We start from the raw sequence: 17062 nt of genomic DNA, 5'->3' as shown, positions 1-17062 counted from the left end.
TGGCCGGAGGTGACGGTTGAGGCGCACGACGACGGACATCGAGGACCTGCTGCGCCGGCACGCGCCGCAGGTCCTCGGCGCGCTCGTGCGCCGGTACGGACACTTCGACGCGGCCGAGGACTCCGTACAGGAAGCACTCCTGGCGGCGGCACAGCAGTGGCCCGGGCAGGGGGTGCCGGACAATCCGCGCGGCTGGCTCATCAGAGTCGCGTCCCGGCGGCTGACCGACCAGCTGCGCAGCGACTCCGCACGGCACCGGCGCGAGCAGACCGCGGCGGCGCTCACCCCGCGCGACGCGTTCACCGCCCCGCCGCCCGGGGAGAGCCGGGCGCCGTCCGAGGACGACACCCTCACCCTGCTCTTCCTCTGCTGCCATCCGGAACTGACCCCCACCGCCCAGATCGCGCTCACCCTGCGCGCCGTCGGCGGTCTCACCACGGCCGAGATCGCCCGGGCCCACCTGGTGCCCGAGGCGACGATGGCGCAGCGGATCAGCCGGGCCAAGCAGAAGGTGCGGGGCGTGCCGTTCCGGCAGCCGGGGCAGGCCGACCGCGACCTGCGGCTCAGCGCCGTGCTCCAGGTGCTCTACCTGATCTTCAACGAGGGGTACACGGCCTCGTCCGGCAGCACGCTGCACCGTGCGGACCTCGCCCGCGAGGCCATCCGCCTGACCCGTTCCGTACGCGGGCTGCTGCCCAGGGAGGGCCGGGTCACCGGCCTGCTGGCCCTGATGCTGCTCACCGAGGCCCGCAGCGCCGCCCGCACCGGACCGCACGGCGAACTGATCCCTCTCGACGAGCAGGACCGCACCCGCTGGGACAGGGCCGCCATCGACGAGGGCACGGCCCTCGTCGAGGAGGCACTGTCCGAGGGCCCCGCCGGTGCCTACCAGCTGCAGGCGGCGATCGCGGCGCTGCACGACGAGGCGGACCGCCCCGAGGACACCGACTGGCGCCAGATCCTGGCCCTGTACGACGTCCTCGTGAGCCGCGCCCCCGAACCGATGGCCGAGCTGAGCCGGGCGGTGGCGCTCGCCATGGTGCGGGGCCCCAGGGCGGGGCTCGCGGCACTGGAGGACCTGGAGGACCGGCTGGCGGGGCACCACCGGCTGGATGCCGTACGGGCCCATCTGCTGGAGCGGGCCGGGGACCGCGAGGCGGCGCGCGCCGCCTATCTGCAGGCGGCGGCCGGCACGCTCAGCGCACCCGAGGCCCGCTATCTGCGGACGCGCGCGGCCCGGATGCTCCCCTGACGGCGCGGCTTCACCCACCGCCGGGAAGGCGGCATCGAGTCGCCGAACCCCGCCGCCCTCGCGATCATCGAAGACATGACCAAGAGCGACAACGGCAAGGACCGCACCGTGCGGATCGCCCAGCAGCCGGAGGCGGACGAGCTCCTGGGACGCAGTCCGCTGGCCGCCCTCGTAGGCATGCTGCTGGACCAGCAGGTACCGATGGAATGGGCCTTCACCGGACCCTTCACCCTGGCCGGGCGCATGGGGTCGGACGATCTGGACGCCCAGGAGATCGCCGCGTACGACCCGGAGGCGTTCACCGGACTCTTCACCACGAAACCCGCGCTGCACCGCTATCCCGGTTCCATGGCCAGACGGGTGCAGCAACTCTGCCAGTACCTGGTGGCAGAGTACGACGGGGAGGCGAGCGCGGTCTGGGCGGACGCCCCGACCGGCGCCGAGCTGTTGAAACGGCTCAACGCGCTGCCCGGCTTCGGCACCCAGAAGGCGCAGATCTTCCTGGCACTGCTCGGCAAGCAGTTCGGCGTGCGCCCCACGGGGTGGCGGGAGGCCGCCGGGCCGTACGGCGAGGCGGGCTCGCACCGCTCGGTGGCCGACATCACCGGGCCCGACTCGCTCGCCGAGGTACGGGCGTACAAGCAGCAGGCGAAGGCGGCGGCCAAGGCTGCGGGCCGGACCAAATGATCACGAACGGGCCACACAACCGGCCGCGGCCGGTCCCAGGGTTCACAGGGACCGGCCCCGCTCGCTAGCTTTCCCGCACATCAGTTCACACCGGAAGGACCCCTGTGCACGCAACTCGTCGCAGAGCCATGGCTGTTGTGGCTGCCACCGCCCTGGCCACACCTCTCCTCATCGCCGCGTCCCCGCACCACGGACACGCCCCGCACGACCCGGCCAAGGACGCCGCGAAGCTGTCGCGGCAGCTCGTACGCGACTCCTCCGCCAAGGACGCGTACCGGCATCTGCAGCGCTTCCAGGCGATAGCCGACTCGGCGGAGGGCCACCGCGCGGCCGGTTCGCTCGGCCACGACGCCTCCGCCGCCTACGTCTACCGGCTGCTCCAGAAGGCCGGCTACAAGGTCGACTACCAGTCGTTCGACTTCGTCTACACCGAGACCCTCGCCGAGAAGCTCTCCGTGGTCTCACCCACGCCCCGTGACGTCGACATCAAGGCGATGACGTACACGAAGTCCACCGAGGCGGGCGGTATCCGGGCGGCACTCGTCGCCGTCCCCGTCGACGACACCACCGGCTGCGAGGCCGCCGACTACGCCTCCGCGGCCTTCACCGGCAAGATCGCGCTGATCAAGCGCGGCGGCTGCTCCTTCGCCGAGAAGCAGGCGGCGGCCGGAACCGCGGGCGCGGCCGGTGCGGTGATCTACAACAACACCGAGGGCGTGCTCTCCGGCACCCTCGGGGACGTCGCGTCGGGGAAGATACCCACCGGCGGGCTCACCCGGGCGGAGGGCGAGAAGCTCGTCGCCGACCTGGCCGCGGGCGAGGTGACGGTCTCCTTCGAGATCCGCGAGCTCCAGGAGGAGCGCACCACCCGCAACGTCGTCGCGGAGACCCGCCGCGGCAACGCGGCGAAGACGGTCATGCTCGGCGCGCACCTGGACTCGGTCACCGACGGCCCCGGCATCAACGACAACGGCTCCGGCTCGGCCGGTCTCCTCGAAGTCGCCCTGGAACTCGCCGAGTCCCACAAGCAGCCCGCCAACAAGGTGCGGTTCGCCTGGTGGTCCGCGGAGGAGAACGGGCTGCTCGGCTCGGAGGCGTACGTCGCGAAGCTCTCCGAGGCACAGCGCAAGCAGGTCGCGCTGTACCTCAACTTCGACATGATCGCCTCGCCGAACGGCGCGCAGTTCGTCTTCGACGGCGACAACTCCGACAACGTGGGCGAGGGCCCCGGCCCCGAGGGATCGGCCCAACTCGAGCGCGACATCACCGACTTCCTGGACCGGAAGGACAAGCCGCACACCGGCACGGACTTCACCGGACGCTCCGACTACGGGCCGTTCATCGAGGTCGGCATCCCGTCCGGCGGTACGGACACGGGCGCCGAGGGCATCAAGACGGCCGACCAGGCCAAGACGTTCGGCGGAACGGCCGGCGTCGCGTACGACCCGTGCTACCACGCGGCCTGCGACGACCTGGACAACGTCGACATGGCGCACTTCGACACCAACATCGACGTGATCGCGAACGCCGTCGGCACCTATGCCTTCGACCTGCGCTCCCTGACCCGCCCGGTCCCGGCCGCCCCCACCACCGGTGAGCCCGGCAGCGGCGGCGGACTGCGTGAGGGCCACGCGCACGGCGTCACCGAGTAACGGAACCGGTACGTCCCTCACGCCGCGGGCGGAGTGCTCCGCTCACCGCCCGCGGCGTGAGGGACGACCGAGGCAGCGGGTCCCGGGCACCACCCATGACAGCCCCTGTCCTGTTTTCTGGTGATTGACGGTAATTTGCCCGGCATTGCAGTCCCGTCCCATGGCTGCGCCCGGAGGCCCTTGCCCGGTAGGCTTTCCGTGTGATCTTCAAGCGCATCGGAAATGGGCGGCCATATCCTGACCACGGCCGGGAAAGCACCCGGCAGTGGGCGGATGTCGCGCCGCGCCCGGTCCGCCTCGACCAGCTGGTGACCACCAAGGGCCAGCTGGACCTCGAAACCCTGCTCGCCGAGGACTCCACGTTCTACGGCGACCTGTTCGCCCACGTCGTGAAGTGGCAGGGCGACCTCTACCTCGAGGACGGGCTGCACCGCGCCGTACGCGCCGCCCTGCAGCAGCGCCAGGTGCTGCACGCGCGCGTTCTCGAACTCGGCTGACCCGCGCCACTCCCACCCGTGGACCATTTCGGGCCTTTCGGGTGCTTTTATGCGCGTACGGGTGCCATCTGTTGATCGTTTAGTAGGCATCATCACCAGGTCGCACTACGCTGCGCCCATGAGCATGCTGACCCCACCCGGCATGGGCGGAAAGTACCGCATCACGGGAAACACCTACCCGCGTATGCGCCGCCCGCGTCACCGCCGCAAGCTGGTCCTTTCGGCGATCGCCGCCGTGACGGCCCTCGGCCTCGCCGGATGGGGCACGCTCCAGCTCATCGACGTCTTCACCGGGGGCGACAAGCAGGCCAACGCCGCCGACCGCGCGAAGGCCTGCCCCTCCCCGAAGGCGACGACCCCCGTCAAGGCACTCCCCCGACCGGCGACGATCAAGGTCAACATCTACAACGCGACGCCCCGCAGCGGGCTCGCCAAGGCCGCGGCGGACGAGCTGAAGAAGCGCGGCTTCGTCATCGGCAAGGTGGACAACGCCCCGGCCGCGTACGACAAGAAGGTGCCCGGCACCGGACTGCTGCTCGGCGCGCCGACGGCCGCGAACGGCTCGTTCCCGGTGCTGGCCACACAGCTTCCCGGGGCCGTGCAGAAGACCGACGCCCGCAGGACCACGGACGTCGATCTGATCATCGGCACGAAGTTCAAGACGTTCAGCACGCCCGCGGCGGCGGCCTCGGCGCTCACGGCGCTGACGAAGCCGGCCCCGGCGCCGTCGTCCTCCTGCTGACCCCCGCCGACCCGTACGGCGCCGTCAGTCGGCGGTGCCGTACATCCGGTCACCGGCGTCGCCGAGCCCCGGCACGATGTAGCCGTTCTCGTTGAGCCGCTCGTCGACCGAGGCGGTGACCACCGTGACCGGCGCACCGGCCAGCTCGCGCTCCATCACCTCGACGCCCTCGGGCGCCGCGAGCAGCACGACCGCGGTGACGTCGTCCGCCCCGCGCTTGATCAGTTCCCGGATGGCCGCGACGAGCGTGCCGCCGGTGGCCAGCATCGGGTCCAGGACGTAGACCTGACGGCCGGAGAGGTCCTCGGGCATCCGCGTCGCGTACGTCTCCGCCTGGAGGGTCTCCTCGTTGCGGATCATGCCCAGGAAGCCGACCTCGGCGGTCGGGAGCAGCCGCACCATGCCGTCCAGCATGCCGAGACCGGCGCGCAGGATCGGGACGACGAGCGGCCGGGGGTACGACAGCTTCACACCGGTCGTGGGCGTCACCGGGGTCTCGATGTCGACCTGCTCGGTCCGCACATCCCTGGTGGCCTCGTACGCGAGGAGGGTGACCAGCTCGTCGGCGAGCCGCCGGAAGGTCGGGGAGTCGGTGCGCTTGTCGCGCAGCGTGGTGAGTTTGTGCGCCACCAGCGGGTGGTCGACGACGTGGATCCGCATGACGTCCACAGTAGCCGGGCCCCGGAAGGGGTTCCCGCCAGTCTGCGCTGGCATCAACCATCTGTTCGGGGGGAAGGTGGGGGCATACGGACCCAGGCTTGGGGTGGTGTGTCGATTGCCCGACGGGGAACAGCGGAATCAGCGGCAGGCCGCACGCGACGCGCGCGACCTGCCCGACGCGCGGGAGAACGTGCCGGACGCGCAGGAGAGTGACGCGGCGCGCCGGAGGCGCCGGGCGCAGTTCCTCCGTGAGCTCCACGAGGCGAAGCAGCTCCGCGACCGGGTCCAGCCGCGCCGCGCCCGCGCGGCCCGTATGCGCCAACAGATGCGGATGCGCACATTCCGCTGGTGACCCCCGTCCGCCGGCACCGCCGGACCGGCCTCCCGAGAAGCTCGGGAGGAGCCCCCGCGAGAAGGCGCTCAGGGAACTGATGGCCGACGCAACGGTCGAAGAGGTCTCGCATCGCGCTCGTTTCTGCCACGATGCCGATTGGGCGGGGCCCAGGGCAGTCGGATGACCGGCTTCCCTCCCGTCGGACCGATTCACCTATGACCAGTGGGAGAGTCACGGTGTACTTCGCCGCACTGCTCGCGCGCACCGAAGACGGGTGGGAAGCGAGCGATACAGAGCTCGACGATGTGGAAACCCTGTCCGACCTGACGGATCTGGCCCGTGAGGCCTCGATGGACGAGGACACGGTCCTGGTCTACATCGAGCAGGAGGACGCCTGGTTCGGCGTCATCCGGGTGGACGGTGAGGAGGACCCCCGTATCTACATCTCGGACGCGTCCGCCGCCGCCCGCTCCTCGTACGGGGAGATCCTGCTCACCGATGAACTGCTCGGCCGCGAACCGGGGGCCGAGGACGAGATCGCCGCACTGGAGGAGCTCGTCGACCTCGACGGAACGGAGGACGACGCCGATGACGGCGCCGACGGCCGGGCCGCCCCCGCCGTGACCGACCTCGACCTGGACCACGACCCCGACGCCGTACCGGCGGGGCCGATCGGCGAACTCGGGATCCTCGCCGACCTCGGGCTGTCCGGGAAGGAGTTGCTGACCCTGCGCACCGACGCGCTGGTGGAGATCGCGGACGCGCTGGGCGCGGCCGAGGTCCTGGAGTCCGTCCGTTAGGGTCCGCGGGTGAACGCGCCACCACCCCCACCCTCCTCACCGCCTTCCCCCGATCCCGTACGGGACCCGTGGCAGGCACCCATGCGCCGAGCCCTCGACGAGGCAGCGCAGGCGGCGTCGGCCGGCGATGTGCCGGTCGGCGCCGTTGTCCTCGGCCCGGACGGCACACTGCTCGCCACCGGCCACAACGAGCGCGAGGCGACCAGTGACCCGACGGCGCACGCGGAGGTGCTCGCGCTGCGCCGCGCCGCCGCCGCACTCGGCGCCTGGCGGCTGACCGACTGCACGCTGGTGGTCACCCTGGAGCCCTGCACGATGTGCGCGGGCGCTCTCGTGCAATCCCGGATCGGCCGGGTGGTCTACGGGGCACGGGACGAGAAGGCCGGCGCCGCAGGCTCGCTCTGGGACGTCGTACGGGACCGCAGGCTCAACCACCGCCCCGAAGTGATCCACGGCGTCCTGGAGGACGCCTGCGCGGCCTTGCTGACGGCGTTCTTCCGCGAGCGCTGACACCTCCCGGGCACACACCGGCCGACCACCGGGAAACCGATTTCGAACCTGGGCCGGGAATGGTCTAAGCTCTCTCTCGGTAGCGTGTCCGAGCGGCCGAAGGAGCTCGCCTCGAAAGCGAGTGTGGGGAAACTCACCGAGGGTTCAAATCCCTCCGCTACCGCAGGTAGATGAAGGGACCGACCCGTTTGGGTCGGTCCCTTCACTGCGTTCCGTCTCAGTTTCCGTCTCAGTTGGCCGGTACGAGAGCTCCGGCCGCGCCGTCGTCATCGTCGCGGCGGGCCGTCTCGCTCTGCCAGAGGAACCCGTCGACCTGTTCCGCGACGTTGGTCCGAACGGTGTCGACCATGTGCTGATAGCGGGCAGCCATTGCGGTGGTCGACCAGCCCATCAGTCCCATGACCGCCCGCTCCGATACCCCGAGAATCAGCAGCACCGTCGCGGCGGTGTGGCGGGCGTCGTGCAGGCGGCCGTCCCGTACCTTCGCGGCTTGGAGAAGTTCCTTCCAGTCGTCGTAGTCCGTACGGGGTGATGTGCCGCGGCCGGTCTCCGTGGCGAAGAGCCAGCCCTCTTCCGTCCAGCGATCCCCGACGGCGACCCGCTCGGCATCCTGCCGTTTCCGGTGGGTCCGCAGGAGGTCCACGAGCTGCTGCGGAAGGCCGACCGCCCGACGGCCGGCGCGTGACTTGGTGTCTGCCGTTTCCGGGTTGGTGCGCTGTCGCTGCGGGCAGTACCCGGCCTTACGGTCGCAGGCCTTTTCGTCGGCACAGCCATGGGCGTACTGCGGTCGGCGTCGACTACGCCGGACCATCAGGACGCCGCGCCCGAGGTCCACGTCCGTCCACTTCAGCCCGAGCGCTTCCCCCTGCCGCAAGCCGAGTGCGAGAGCGACGGCCCAGCGGGCGGAGTTTCGCCGGTCGTCGGCGGCCCGAAGCAACCGCTGTACCTCTTCGAGAGTGAACGGCTCAACCTCTTCCTCCCGCACCCGTGGCGCCTTGGCCAGCCGCACAGGGTTTTGACCGAGGTGCCCGCGCCGCACCGCCTCATTGAGGGCGGTGCGGAAGGTGCGGTGGACCTGGTGGGCGGTGCCGGGCTTGCTCCCGGCCGCCATCATCCGGCCGTAGAGGCTTTCGATGTGCTCGGGCCTGAGCTTGTCGAGCTTGTGCGCTCCGAGGCCGGGGACCAGGTGCTTCCTGACCGCGACCCCGTAGCCGACCATCGTGTTCTCGTTGACCCCGAGCGGGGCGATTTCCTCCACCCAGTGCGTCAGCCACGTGGCCACGGTCCAGCCGCGGCCGGGCTTCCGCAGGGTCTTGGCCTCGCGCTGCTGTTCCAGTTCCTTGACGGCCTTGGTCGCCTCAGCGCGCGTCTTGCGCTCGACGTGCCGCCGGTCAGGCTTGCCGTCATCACGAACGCCGACGGTGACGCGGCCGTGCCACTTTCCGTCCTTACCGAGGTAGATCGATGACCGGCCGTTGGCCTGACGGGTGCGCTTCGCGTTCTCTTCCATGCTTTGGCCTCTCAGGCGACAGTGCTAGCGGCCCTATTGGCCTGACGGAGCTTGGTGACGTAGTCGTGCACGGCATCGGCCGGAACCCTCCGCAGCCGTCCGACCGGTACGGATTCGAGCTGACCGGAACCGATGAGGTGAAAGCAGAGCGTTCGGCCGATACCGAGACGGCGCGCGGCCTCCTCGACGGTGAGGAGCGCCAGCGTCGGATCAACGAGGTGTGTGGCGGTGCTCATTGGCATGCCTTCCTGGGGCAGCGAGGGGCCCGGGGCCCCTTCCTGTCAGGTCCGCTACCTCCGCTACCTCCGCTACCGCCCTGGTCAGGGGCATGATCGAGGTAGCGGATGAGGTAGCGGTAGCGGATGGATCCGCTACCGGCCCCGCCCGATGGTGGGCGCGGGGCCGGTAGCGGGTAGCGCTCAGGTAGCGGACGGGAAGAGCTCTGCCGCTACCGTTTCCGGGCCGCTGACCTGCGCGGTAGCGGAGGTAGCGGAGGTAGCGGCTCCTGAGGGGGGTGGGGGGCAGTACCGCTGCCACGCGTCGTGGAGGTCGGCTGAGTAGTAGCCCTTGAGGACGGCCCCGGCGGACTTGATGTTGCGTGCCTTGACCGGGGTGTTCTCGGTGGTCATGTACTCCCCGAGCATCTTGGCCAGGCCCCGGGAGTCGAGCGGCCGGCCGCTCATGTCCGCCCACGGGGCTTCGTCCAGCGCGCACAGCCGGTCCAGGATGGCGACGGTCGGCATGCGGTCGATGCCCGCCATGACGTGGTCCCGCAGGTCGGTCAGCAGCCGGATGCCGACACTGCCCTTGTCGTCGGCCCGCGCCGCGTTGACCAGCTCCATGCACGCGGTGCGGGCGCGCTCGGGCCAGTCGCCTCCGGCCGCGTCCGCGACGGCGAGCAGGGGTTCCCACACGTCCGCGGGCCGGTCGGTGACGCCTTCGGGCATCTCGGGCCACCTGCCCGCGACGTCTTCACGGACCTGCTCGGCCCACTGGGCGAGCCGGTCCCGCAGCTCGTTGCCCTGCGCCTCGTGCAGCCGTGCCCGGAACGGCTCGACCTTTTCGTTCCTCGCGCGGCGCCGCATGCGGATGATGACGGATCGGGTGGTGATCGTGTCCGGCAGGTAGCCGAGCCCCGCGACGGAAACGGCGGTGTAGGAGGGGAACTCCACGACCGTCTGATTCCCTCCGTCGCCGACGCACCGGTAGGTGACTCCGGAGCGTCGGTGTCCGGCGTTCAGAAAGCCGCGGAGTTCTTCGTTGTCCCCGGCTTTGGGGCCGAAGACGGTATCGATCTCGTCGAAGAGGATCGTGGGCCGTCCGGCCGGGTCGGAGACGGACCGGAAGAGGGCGGCGGCCCGCGCGTTCACCGCCAGCATCGGGCGCGGCACGAGGGTCTCCACGACTTCCAGGGCCCGGGACTTTCCGGAGCCCGGTTCCGGGGAGAGGAACGCGAGTCGCGGGGTGGAGTCGAACGCGTCGAGCAGGTGGGCGTGCGCGTCCCAGAGGGCGACGGCGACGTAGGCGGCCTCGCGGGGGAACACGTTGAACCGGCGGTGGAAGGTCTCCACTTCGGCGAGGAGGGCGGCGCCGTCGATGGGCGGGGCGGTCGGTGTCGCGTTCATGCGGCGATGCCTTCCTGGTCGGTGCGCAGCGGGCAGTGGGTGCGGTGGTAGGTGTGGTCTTCGATGAGGGCGAGTGCCTTGTGGTGTCCGGCGGCGAACCGGTTACGGCCGCACTCGCAGACGCTGGTCACGGTCGGCACCGCGCCACGCGGAGCGGTGATGGTCAGCCAGGCGATGGGGTAGCGGCCGTCTCCGGTGTGCTGGTCAGAACGAACAGCAGTGGGGACGCCTTCGGCGACGACCTTCGGCGCACCACTGCCGGATCCGGCGGGGGCCGGTTCGGCGATGCCGGGGTTGGTGGTGGTCGCCGGAAGGCTCTTCAAGGCGGAGCGGGGAGGGGTGCTCATGCCGTCCTCCGCTGCGGGTTGCGTGCGATGGACCAGTTCAGACCGCTGCGCACGGTCGAGCGGCACTGGCGAGATGACAGGCCAGCCGCCTCCCCCGCCTCCTGAAGAGCCTCCTCGACCACCGATCGGGGAAGGTCGCCCCACGAGATGAACCGCCCCAGGGCTCGCGCAGCCGACAACAACGTCCAGTCGCGCTCTCCCTCCTGAGCGGCTCGCACGGTCGCGGTTTCAGCCCTGAGCGCGGCTGCCGCGTACCGGGACGCCTTGGGCGACGACGCCACAGCCATCAGCCCCCGCGAGGGCTGACGGGGCGCCAAGAGGGCGTACAGCCATTCCGGGAGCAGGGCGGGCGGTGTGGGGTCGGTGACGGTGTACGGGCCGGTGGCGGTGAAGCTTCCGGCGGCGACGACGTATCCGCCGTGGGCGCGGGTGTCGATGAGCTTGCCGAGCCTGCCCGCACTGTTCGCCAGCCGGGCCCCGGGCGGGGTGGTGAAGTAGAGGTGGTGGCCACCGCTCGCGGTCCGGGTCCGGTAGGTGGCGGGCACGGCCTGTCCGGCGCGCTCGCAGAGCGCTTGGAAGGTCGTCACGCCGCAAGGCGTGTCCGTGCTGCTGTTCGTCTTGCGCTTGGGCATGTCGAGGTCGACGACGACCAGCCCCGACGGACCGGTCGCCAGGCCGATGTTGAACGGGCGATCGGCCCAGGCCCGGCGGATACGGTCCGGGTCGGTGGTGGCCCGGTCCTCCCACTTGCGGTGACCCCCCGCGCAGTCCCCGATCAGGGGGCAGACGGACTCACCGTGGAGGGCGGGCCGCTTGTCGGCCGGACGGAGCGGGAAGACGTGCCACCCGCGCTCGGCAGCGACCAGGGCGGCGGTCAGGAGATGAGTGCTCATGCTGCGGCCGTCCCGTCCGTGGGCTCCTCGAACGCCGCGACGACCTTCATCAGGAGCGTTTCGGCGGCCATGAGGTGACCGGCGAGCGTGCCCGCGTTGGTCATGTCGATGACGCCGATGCCCGCGACGTACGCGCGGGCGGCCTCGATGACGACGGCCTGTTCGGCTGCCTTGATGGGGGCGAGCTGGGTCATGATGGGTGTCTCCAGTTCGATGAGTGCTGGCAGACGAGAGCGGCCCCAGACTTTGGCGAGACGGGGGCCGCTCTCGGCGTTGAAACAGGGCTACGGCGGGGTGTAAGCAGGTGGCCTGCACCCCCCTCTACCCGCCTTACCTCGCAGGTCAGGGGCCCTTACCTGCCCCTCTACCGGGGTAAAGGGCCCCCTCTACTTCCGGGCCCCTGCCGAACAGTGCCGACGGGGACGGAACGGGGTGTCCGGTGGGGGTTGGGTAGTGGGGTCCCCCTCTACCCGTGGGCGAGGAGGATTTCGGCGGGGACGGCCGCTTCGATGTCGCGGCGCTGGTATCCGGCCCCGTTGGCGCCGGAGATCTTGACCTGCTTGCTGGTGCGCTTCACGCCGGCCGCTTCGAGTTCGGCGGCGAGCTTCTCCGCGTTGAAGTCGCCGTAGACGTCCTCGTCGAGGTTGACGAGACCGGCGAGCAGGTCCGTGGTGAACATGCGCGGGGAGTGCCGCATCACTTCCAGCGCGTCCGACAGGATCGGGGCGAGCTTGACCCCCGACGCGTCGGCGGCGGCCGTTACGTCTCCGGCCGCGTCCCCGGTGAGCTGTCCAGCCGCCTGCCGCAGCGCGCGGCCCTTCTGGCAGAGCAGGGCGAACCCGGTGCCGTCGAGGTAGTCCGCGCGGACGGTGACGTAGGACGCGGGCCCAGTGACGAGAACACCGGTGCCGACGTGGTCCTCGGACAGGACGGAAGCGTCGGCTCCCTGGGCGGCCTTGCCCTTGCCCAGCACCATGTCACTGCTGGCTCGGTCCACCACCTGTGTCGAGTACCGCAGGGTGATGATCTCCCGCAGCTTGGTAGGCACACTGTCCGCGTCGGGGCGCTGGGAGGCGAAGTTGGACACGAACCCGGCGGCCGGGCCGCGCCGTGCGATGCGGCACAGGTCGTTGATGACCTGCTCGCGGTCCTCGCGTTCCATCGCGGTGAAGTACTCCTGCAGTTCGTCGACGGTCACGAAGATGACCGGCAGGTTGTACCGCTGGACGATCTCAGGGGTGAGCTTGCCCTCGGGGCAGATAGACGTGGGCAGCTCCCGCAGGATCGCGAAGCGGCGCTCCATCTCCACCAGCAGCTCAGCCAGCATGGCCTTGAGTGCTTCGATCGCGTCGTCCTCGGCGCCCATGACCAGACGGTGGGCGACGGCCCGCATCGGCATCCAGTCCGCACCGCCCTTGCCATCGGCGACGTAGTGCCGCACGTAGGCGTCTAGCAGACCGGCCGCCGTCATCAGACGCTGCGTGAACGTCTTGCCCCGGCGGGGCAGGCCGCCGAAGAACATCGACTGCCACATGACGGGGACTTCGATGCGGTTGCCCCGGGCGTCCTGCCCGAACGGGATCGGGTCCCAGATGGAGAACCTTTCCGCCGTGGCGAACGGGGACGGGTTCGGCTTGCCGAGGTAGGGGTCGTCGTCGGCGACCCACATGCTGACGCGGCCGGCGTTGCCGCCCTTGGCCGCGCGGACGCGGGACATGATGACCTGGATCTCGTCGACACCGAGTTCCTGGGCGATGACTTCCCGCTTCGCGAGCACGTCGGAGGCGGTCTTGCCGCCGCCCCGGGGGAGGTCGAAGATCACGGCCCAGCCACGGCCGTCACGGACCGGACCCATCGAGCAAGACACCCGGGGAGCGTCCTTCTCGTCGTCCCCGGCACGGCCGCTTTTCAGGAGGCCGGCCGCCCGCAGCGCGTCGTTGAGCTGCTGCGCGGACATGTCCACCCGCAGCGGCGGAGCACCCTGGTCCAGCAGGTGGGTCTCCTTGCCCCGGCCCAGGTAGGCGAGCGGGGTGACGACGGCCCCGGCGATCCCTGCTTGCAGTATCGGATCGGCCAGCATGACCCCGACAGCGGCGGCGGCCACACCTGCGGCGGCGGCGCCGAAGCGCCACCGGCGGGTCCGGGTCCGCTCGAAGTGCGCCATCTGCAACCGGGCCGCCAGGTCGACGTCCTCGGGCTTGACCTTCACCTGTGCCCGCAGGGCCTTCACCGTGGCGGTGTGGTCCTGCGCGGACAGGGTCGGCCACAGTCCCATGGTTGCCCGGAAGAACCCGCGGGCGGCCAGCAGCACCGTCTTGACCAGATACTTCGGCACCCGGAACCCGTGGTACTGCGTGTGCCACCACGTCAGGCGCACGAAAGCGGCCACGTTGGCCTTGATCGAGGCGGCGGAGCGGGCCCAGGCGGGCAGGACCGGGGCGTCGGGGACGGACAGCCAGTCGGCCAGCGGGTTGTCGGCCCGGTCGACCGCCTCAACAACCGGCAGCAACGGGTCGACGACGGCCGGTTCCGGGTCGGTGGGGTCCTTGACAAGGGTGAGAGTAGGAGCGGGGTGGGTGCCGAGCGGGTCGGCGAGAATCTCGGTCATGCTGGTTACTCCTGCTGCTCGGTTGAGTGGTCAGGGGCACGGGGCGGCCGGTCTGCCTGGCCGGGTGACGGCCGCCCCGTGGGAGCGCTAGGACTGGGCGGCGCGGTGGTAGGCGCGCTCGGCACGGCGGAGGTTCTTCTCCGCCTCCCGCAGCGCATCCCGGGCGGCGGAGCGGTCCGGGCCCCAGCCGCATGCCTTGACGGCGGCTTTGGCGGTGGCGACGGTGTCGCGGGCCGTGTCGGCCTGCCGCTCCAGGGCGGCCAGTTCACGGGCCCCGCGCTCGGCCGCGGTCGCGTCGATGGCGTGGATCCGGGCGGTGACCCTGGGGTCGAGGTTGTCGCCGATCGACTGGTGAGCGCCCTTCAGGAACAGGCGGCGGCGCTCACGGGACTCGGCTCGGGTGTAGCTGTGCACAGCGGTGCCTCCTCGGCGGTGCGGGCCGGACTGTCCGGTCCTCCGCCCGCCCGGTACGAGACCGGACGGACAGGGGACCGTCAGGCGGGCCGTAGCTCGTGGGTGTGGCACAGGACGGGGCCGATCAGGAAACTGATCCGGTGCACCGTCCACCGGCCCTCGGTCAGTGGACCGGGCGGTACTTCGTCGACGATCCGGCCGGTCCTGCCGGCCGCACGCGGGTCGTCCTCACACGAGACGATCTGCACCTTGTCACCTGCCTTGAACGACATGAGGGTTCCTCCTTCGGGTCAGCGACGGCGCCGGGAACGGCTCACGGACTTCGCAGCGGCTTTGCCTTCCGAGCCGCCGATCGACTTCACGACGGTGACGACGCCCCAGGCCATGACCGCGGCGAGGAACGCGAGCAGGGCCAGGTTCGCGGCGATCGCGGTGAGAACACCGACCAGCAGCGGCCCGAAGTACACGCCTGCGGCGACCGCTCCGGCGCCGACGCCGGAGCCGAGCGCGATGCGCTGGACCGTGCGGTCCGGCGGGGCCTGGTGGATGTGCTGCACGATCTGCTGCGGCGCCTGCTGGGCAGGCAGGTAGGCGGCATCGGCGTAGGAGTAGGTGCCGTCCGGGAGCTGGACGACGGTGACCGCCCGCGGTGCGGGCAGGTGCTGGTCCATGCGATTCCTTCCATGGGCAAGGCGGTGGTGCGGGAGTGCCCCGGGCCGGATCCGATCCGGCCCGGCATCACGCCGGGTCCGGGGCGGGGATTGGGTTCAGCGGCGGCCGGTCTCACGGAGCAGCTGTGCCTGTACGGCGAGGAGTTCGGCGGTGGACAGCTGGTCGGCGGCGGCCTCGGCCTGCTTCTTGGCGACCTTCTTGTTCTTGTCGCTGGCCGCGGTGACGATGGCGGCGGTCTGCGAGGCGGTGTTGCGTCCGAACATGGGGTTGTCTCCTGAGTCAGGCGGTCGGGGTGTCGGAGCAGGGCACGCACATGCCGAGGGAGCGCGGGATGCAGTACCCGGCGTCACGTCGGCAGCTAGGGCAGGTGCGGCGCGCGGTCATCGCTTTGGCGAGAGCGGCGCGGCGGCCCGGGGTCATCGGGCGGACCGGTTTGGCCCGGTCGATGCGGTAGAGGTAGGCGACCAGCGGGCCGCGACGTCGGCGGGGCCGCTGGAGTTCGGCGGCTACGTCCTGACCGCCCGGCCGCAGCCCGAGGGCACGGAGTTGGCGGCGGGTGGCGTAGCCGTCCGGTGCCAGGCGCCACCGGTAGGTAGGCAGCCCGCCCATCAGGCCGCCGCCTCATCCGCTCCGGCAGTCCGCTCGGCGCGCAGGGTCTCGCGCAGTACGCGGGCCTTGGCGGCTGATGTGCGGACCGCCTTGCGGATGGCTTCGGCGGTCAGTTCGCCGACCGGCCAGTCGGCGGTGGCCGACCGTGCCTCGTCGAGCAGTTCGTCCGCCGTGCGGACCGGGCGGGCCGACCGGGCAATGTCCGGGACGCGGCCGGTCGCCGCACGCGGTCGGACCGACTCAGCGGCAACCGCCCGAACCTGCACCGGTTCGACCGGCTTCACGAGGTCGACCAACACCGGGGCGGGCAGAGCGGGCGGAGTGTCGACCGGGGCCACCTCGGTGGGGGTCGACTCTCGCAGGTCAGAGGTAGACCGATTTACAGTTATCTCTGACGTTTTCTCCGCATTCACGGGTTCGGTCGGTCGGTGGTGCAGGACCTTCGCGACGAGGTCGGACCCGAAGTAGATCGACCCGACCGGCAGCGATGTGGCGAGCAGGACCAGGGCGTAGTTGGCGGGGCCCCACTCGGCGAGTCGGGTCCAGTCGACTTCCTTTGCGTGGAGCTGGGGGACCAGGCCGTGGACGAAGTTCAGGACGAGTGAGGCGAGCGTGTACGCGGCCAGCACCCGCAGCGCGAACCGGCGGTCCGCCTTATCGGTCAGGACCAGAGTGGCAACCAGGGCGAGCGCCATGAGGCCGTCGACCACGAACGGGTACAGGGTCGCCCCCGTTGCGTCGGCACCGACCGCCTTGGCGATGTCGCGCAGAGCGTTCCACGAGACGCGGAACGCACCGCCGATCACACCGACGAGCGCGAGAACCAGGAGGAACTTCCCCTTGCGGTTCATGCGACACCGCCCGACCGCACCGCACCAACACGGTTGGTCAGGTCGCGGCGGGCGGCCAGCACCCGGTTGCGGGCCCGGCGGATACGCCGCTCGTCCAGCTCGCTGGCCGGCCGGTCGATGGCGATGATTTCCGCGTCCAGCAGGCTGATCTCCGCTTCGATCAGCGGGGTCTCCAGCTCGATCGCGTCCAGCTCAACGGCCGACGGCTCGAAGTCGAGTGACGCGGTCGTAACGAGGGCCTGAAGTGCAGCGATGGTCTTCATGGGTCGTTGTCTCCTTCATGGGTCGGACGGCCCGAAAGAGGCCCCGGTGTGTCCGCACCGGGGCCTCGTGCCGCCTGGGTCGTTCGCGGGCTACGAGCGACCGCGGCGACCCGGCACCGACGCCCGCCGAAGAGAG

The 17062-nt window shown here is 70.8% G+C and carries 23 protein-coding genes and 1 tRNA gene; 9 read left to right on the top strand and 15 right to left on the bottom strand.

What is annotated here, in order from left to right:
- Window positions 1–16 precede the first annotated feature (16 nt).
- The 5 genes from OG524_RS19110 to OG524_RS19090 all read left to right on the top strand — a co-directional run bounded on the left by OG524_RS19110 (window position 17) and on the right by OG524_RS19090 (window position 4830).
- A complete protein-coding gene (locus OG524_RS19110) occupies window positions 17–1252 on the top strand; it encodes an RNA polymerase sigma factor (RefSeq protein ID WP_405811242.1) in 1236 nt (411 codons plus the stop codon).
- Between the two features lie 75 nt (window positions 1253–1327).
- On the top strand, window positions 1328–1939 hold the full coding sequence (locus OG524_RS19105) for an HhH-GPD-type base excision DNA repair protein (protein WP_405389621.1): 612 nt from the start codon (window positions 1328–1330) through the stop codon (window positions 1937–1939).
- A 128-nt stretch (window positions 1940–2067) separates the two neighbouring features.
- On the top strand, window positions 2068–3591 hold the full coding sequence (locus OG524_RS19100) for a M28 family metallopeptidase (RefSeq protein WP_405389622.1): 1524 nt from the start codon (window positions 2068–2070) through the stop codon (window positions 3589–3591).
- 200 nt (window positions 3592–3791) lie between these two features.
- Window positions 3792–4088 (top strand): type II toxin-antitoxin system VapB family antitoxin, encoded by a 297-nt coding sequence (locus OG524_RS19095; RefSeq protein WP_003955420.1) that lies wholly within the window; start codon window positions 3792–3794, stop codon window positions 4086–4088.
- A gap of 142 nt (window positions 4089–4230) precedes the next feature.
- Window positions 4231–4830, top strand: a complete 600-nt coding sequence (locus OG524_RS19090; protein ID WP_405393151.1) for a LytR C-terminal domain-containing protein — start codon at window positions 4231–4233, stop codon at window positions 4828–4830.
- A 24-nt stretch (window positions 4831–4854) separates the two neighbouring features.
- Here the strand turns inward: OG524_RS19090 and upp are convergent, their stop codons facing one another.
- Entirely contained in the window at window positions 4855–5490 is a 636-nt protein-coding gene (upp, locus tag OG524_RS19085; protein ID WP_403213893.1) for a uracil phosphoribosyltransferase, read from the bottom strand.
- 115 nt (window positions 5491–5605) lie between these two features.
- Between upp and OG524_RS19080 the strand changes: the two genes are divergently transcribed.
- From OG524_RS19080 to OG524_RS19065, 4 genes are all read left to right on the top strand, one after another.
- The gene (locus OG524_RS19080; protein WP_056793564.1) at window positions 5606–5842 is read left to right on the top strand and encodes a hypothetical protein; all 237 of its coding nucleotides are present in this window, start codon (window positions 5606–5608) and stop codon (window positions 5840–5842) included.
- A 218-nt stretch (window positions 5843–6060) separates the two neighbouring features.
- Window positions 6061–6624: a hypothetical protein gene (locus tag OG524_RS19075; protein ID WP_405393152.1), complete on the top strand. Its 564-nt coding sequence runs from the start codon at window positions 6061–6063 to the stop codon at window positions 6622–6624.
- An 81-nt stretch (window positions 6625–6705) separates the two neighbouring features.
- On the top strand, window positions 6706–7134 hold the full coding sequence (tadA, locus tag OG524_RS19070; RefSeq protein WP_405811239.1) for a tRNA adenosine(34) deaminase TadA: 429 nt from the start codon (window positions 6706–6708) through the stop codon (window positions 7132–7134).
- 78 nt (window positions 7135–7212) lie between these two features.
- Window positions 7213–7297, top strand: a tRNA-Ser gene (locus OG524_RS19065).
- Window positions 7298–7363: 66 nt separating this feature from the next.
- Here the strand turns inward: OG524_RS19065 and OG524_RS19060 are convergent.
- From OG524_RS19060 to OG524_RS18995, 14 genes are all read right to left on the bottom strand, one after another.
- Entirely contained in the window at window positions 7364–8644 is a 1281-nt protein-coding gene (locus OG524_RS19060) for a tyrosine-type recombinase/integrase (protein WP_405811237.1), read from the bottom strand.
- Window positions 8645–8655: 11 nt separating this feature from the next.
- Window positions 8656–8886 carry an excisionase family DNA-binding protein gene (locus OG524_RS19055; protein WP_405811235.1) on the bottom strand — a complete coding sequence of 77 codons (231 nt, stop codon included), beginning with the start codon at window positions 8884–8886 and terminating at the stop codon, window positions 8656–8658.
- Window positions 8887–9063: 177 nt separating this feature from the next.
- A complete protein-coding gene (locus OG524_RS19050) occupies window positions 9064–10269 on the bottom strand; it encodes a DUF3631 domain-containing protein (RefSeq protein ID WP_405811233.1) in 1206 nt (401 codons plus the stop codon).
- Window positions 10266–10616 carry a hypothetical protein gene (locus tag OG524_RS19045; RefSeq protein WP_405811231.1) on the bottom strand — a complete coding sequence of 117 codons (351 nt, stop codon included), beginning with the start codon at window positions 10614–10616 and terminating at the stop codon, window positions 10266–10268. Before OG524_RS19045 ends, OG524_RS19050 begins: the two co-directional genes overlap by 4 nt.
- The gene (locus OG524_RS19040; protein WP_405811229.1) at window positions 10613–11509 is read right to left on the bottom strand and encodes a bifunctional DNA primase/polymerase; all 897 of its coding nucleotides are present in this window, start codon (window positions 11507–11509) and stop codon (window positions 10613–10615) included. Before OG524_RS19040 ends, OG524_RS19045 begins: the two co-directional genes overlap by 4 nt.
- Window positions 11506–11703, bottom strand: coding sequence for a hypothetical protein (locus OG524_RS19035; RefSeq protein ID WP_405811227.1), 198 nt, complete (start codon window positions 11701–11703; stop codon window positions 11506–11508). The genes OG524_RS19040 and OG524_RS19035 overlap by 4 nt, the downstream gene beginning before the upstream one ends.
- 272 nt (window positions 11704–11975) lie before the next feature.
- Window positions 11976–14117, bottom strand: coding sequence for a cell division protein FtsK (locus tag OG524_RS19030; RefSeq protein ID WP_405811226.1), 2142 nt, complete (start codon window positions 14115–14117; stop codon window positions 11976–11978).
- A gap of 87 nt (window positions 14118–14204) precedes the next feature.
- Window positions 14205–14531, bottom strand: coding sequence for a hypothetical protein (locus tag OG524_RS19025; RefSeq protein ID WP_405811224.1), 327 nt, complete (start codon window positions 14529–14531; stop codon window positions 14205–14207).
- A gap of 80 nt (window positions 14532–14611) precedes the next feature.
- A complete protein-coding gene (locus OG524_RS19020; RefSeq protein ID WP_405811222.1) occupies window positions 14612–14803 on the bottom strand; it encodes a hypothetical protein in 192 nt (63 codons plus the stop codon).
- Between the two features lie 18 nt (window positions 14804–14821).
- Window positions 14822–15202: a DUF6251 family protein gene (locus tag OG524_RS19015; protein ID WP_405811220.1), complete on the bottom strand. Its 381-nt coding sequence runs from the start codon at window positions 15200–15202 to the stop codon at window positions 14822–14824.
- A gap of 96 nt (window positions 15203–15298) precedes the next feature.
- Complete coding sequence (locus tag OG524_RS19010; RefSeq protein ID WP_405811218.1) at window positions 15299–15466, bottom strand: hypothetical protein; 168 nt, start codon at window positions 15464–15466, stop codon at window positions 15299–15301.
- Window positions 15467–15482: 16 nt separating this feature from the next.
- Entirely contained in the window at window positions 15483–15812 is a 330-nt protein-coding gene (locus OG524_RS19005; RefSeq protein ID WP_405811217.1) for an RRQRL motif-containing zinc-binding protein, read from the bottom strand.
- Complete coding sequence (locus OG524_RS19000) at window positions 15812–16663, bottom strand: DUF2637 domain-containing protein (protein ID WP_405811215.1); 852 nt, start codon at window positions 16661–16663, stop codon at window positions 15812–15814. Before OG524_RS19000 ends, OG524_RS19005 begins: the two co-directional genes overlap by 1 nt.
- Entirely contained in the window at window positions 16660–16926 is a 267-nt protein-coding gene (locus OG524_RS18995; RefSeq protein WP_405811214.1) for a DUF6284 family protein, read from the bottom strand. Before OG524_RS18995 ends, OG524_RS19000 begins: the two co-directional genes overlap by 4 nt.
- Between the last annotated feature and the right edge of the window lie 136 nt (window positions 16927–17062).

Origin of the sequence: Streptomyces sp. NBC_01520 (assembly GCF_045040375.1) — a bacterium.
Classification (GTDB): domain Bacteria; phylum Actinomycetota; class Actinomycetes; order Streptomycetales; family Streptomycetaceae; genus Streptomyces.
This window is presented reverse-complemented; position numbering and strand designations above follow the sequence as displayed.

What these genes read in the sequence shown, in the direction of transcription:
- OG524_RS19105 (WP_405389621.1), top strand. Translation starts at nt 1,328, where the DNA reads ATGACCAAGAGCGACAACGGCAAGGACCGCACCGTGCGGATCGCCCAG.
- OG524_RS19100 (WP_405389622.1), top strand. Translation starts at nt 2,068, where the DNA reads ATGGCTGTTGTGGCTGCCACCGCCCTGGCCACACCTCTCCTCATCGCC.
- OG524_RS19090 (WP_405393151.1), top strand. Translation starts at nt 4,231, where the DNA reads ATGGGCGGAAAGTACCGCATCACGGGAAACACCTACCCGCGTATGCGC.
- upp (WP_403213893.1), bottom strand. Translation starts at nt 5,490, where the DNA reads ATGCGGATCCACGTCGTCGACCACCCGCTGGTGGCGCACAAACTCACC.
- tadA (WP_405811239.1), top strand. Translation starts at nt 6,706, where the DNA reads ATGCGCCGAGCCCTCGACGAGGCAGCGCAGGCGGCGTCGGCCGGCGAT.
- OG524_RS19060 (WP_405811237.1), bottom strand. Translation starts at nt 8,644, where the DNA reads ATGGAAGAGAACGCGAAGCGCACCCGTCAGGCCAACGGCCGGTCATCG.
- OG524_RS19055 (WP_405811235.1), bottom strand. Translation starts at nt 8,886, where the DNA reads ATGCCAATGAGCACCGCCACACACCTCGTTGATCCGACGCTGGCGCTC.
- OG524_RS19050 (WP_405811233.1), bottom strand. Translation starts at nt 10,269, where the DNA reads ATGAACGCGACACCGACCGCCCCGCCCATCGACGGCGCCGCCCTCCTC.
- OG524_RS19045 (WP_405811231.1), bottom strand. Translation starts at nt 10,616, where the DNA reads ATGAGCACCCCTCCCCGCTCCGCCTTGAAGAGCCTTCCGGCGACCACC.
- OG524_RS19040 (WP_405811229.1), bottom strand. Translation starts at nt 11,509, where the DNA reads ATGAGCACTCATCTCCTGACCGCCGCCCTGGTCGCTGCCGAGCGCGGG.
- OG524_RS19035 (WP_405811227.1), bottom strand. Translation starts at nt 11,703, where the DNA reads ATGACCCAGCTCGCCCCCATCAAGGCAGCCGAACAGGCCGTCGTCATC.
- OG524_RS19030 (WP_405811226.1), bottom strand. Translation starts at nt 14,117, where the DNA reads ATGACCGAGATTCTCGCCGACCCGCTCGGCACCCACCCCGCTCCTACT.
- OG524_RS19020 (WP_405811222.1), bottom strand. Translation starts at nt 14,803, where the DNA reads ATGTCGTTCAAGGCAGGTGACAAGGTGCAGATCGTCTCGTGTGAGGAC.
- OG524_RS19015 (WP_405811220.1), bottom strand. Translation starts at nt 15,202, where the DNA reads ATGGACCAGCACCTGCCCGCACCGCGGGCGGTCACCGTCGTCCAGCTC.
- OG524_RS19010 (WP_405811218.1), bottom strand. Translation starts at nt 15,466, where the DNA reads ATGTTCGGACGCAACACCGCCTCGCAGACCGCCGCCATCGTCACCGCG.
- OG524_RS19005 (WP_405811217.1), bottom strand. Translation starts at nt 15,812, where the DNA reads ATGGGCGGGCTGCCTACCTACCGGTGGCGCCTGGCACCGGACGGCTAC.
- OG524_RS19000 (WP_405811215.1), bottom strand. Translation starts at nt 16,663, where the DNA reads ATGAACCGCAAGGGGAAGTTCCTCCTGGTTCTCGCGCTCGTCGGTGTG.
- OG524_RS18995 (WP_405811214.1), bottom strand. Translation starts at nt 16,926, where the DNA reads ATGAAGACCATCGCTGCACTTCAGGCCCTCGTTACGACCGCGTCACTC.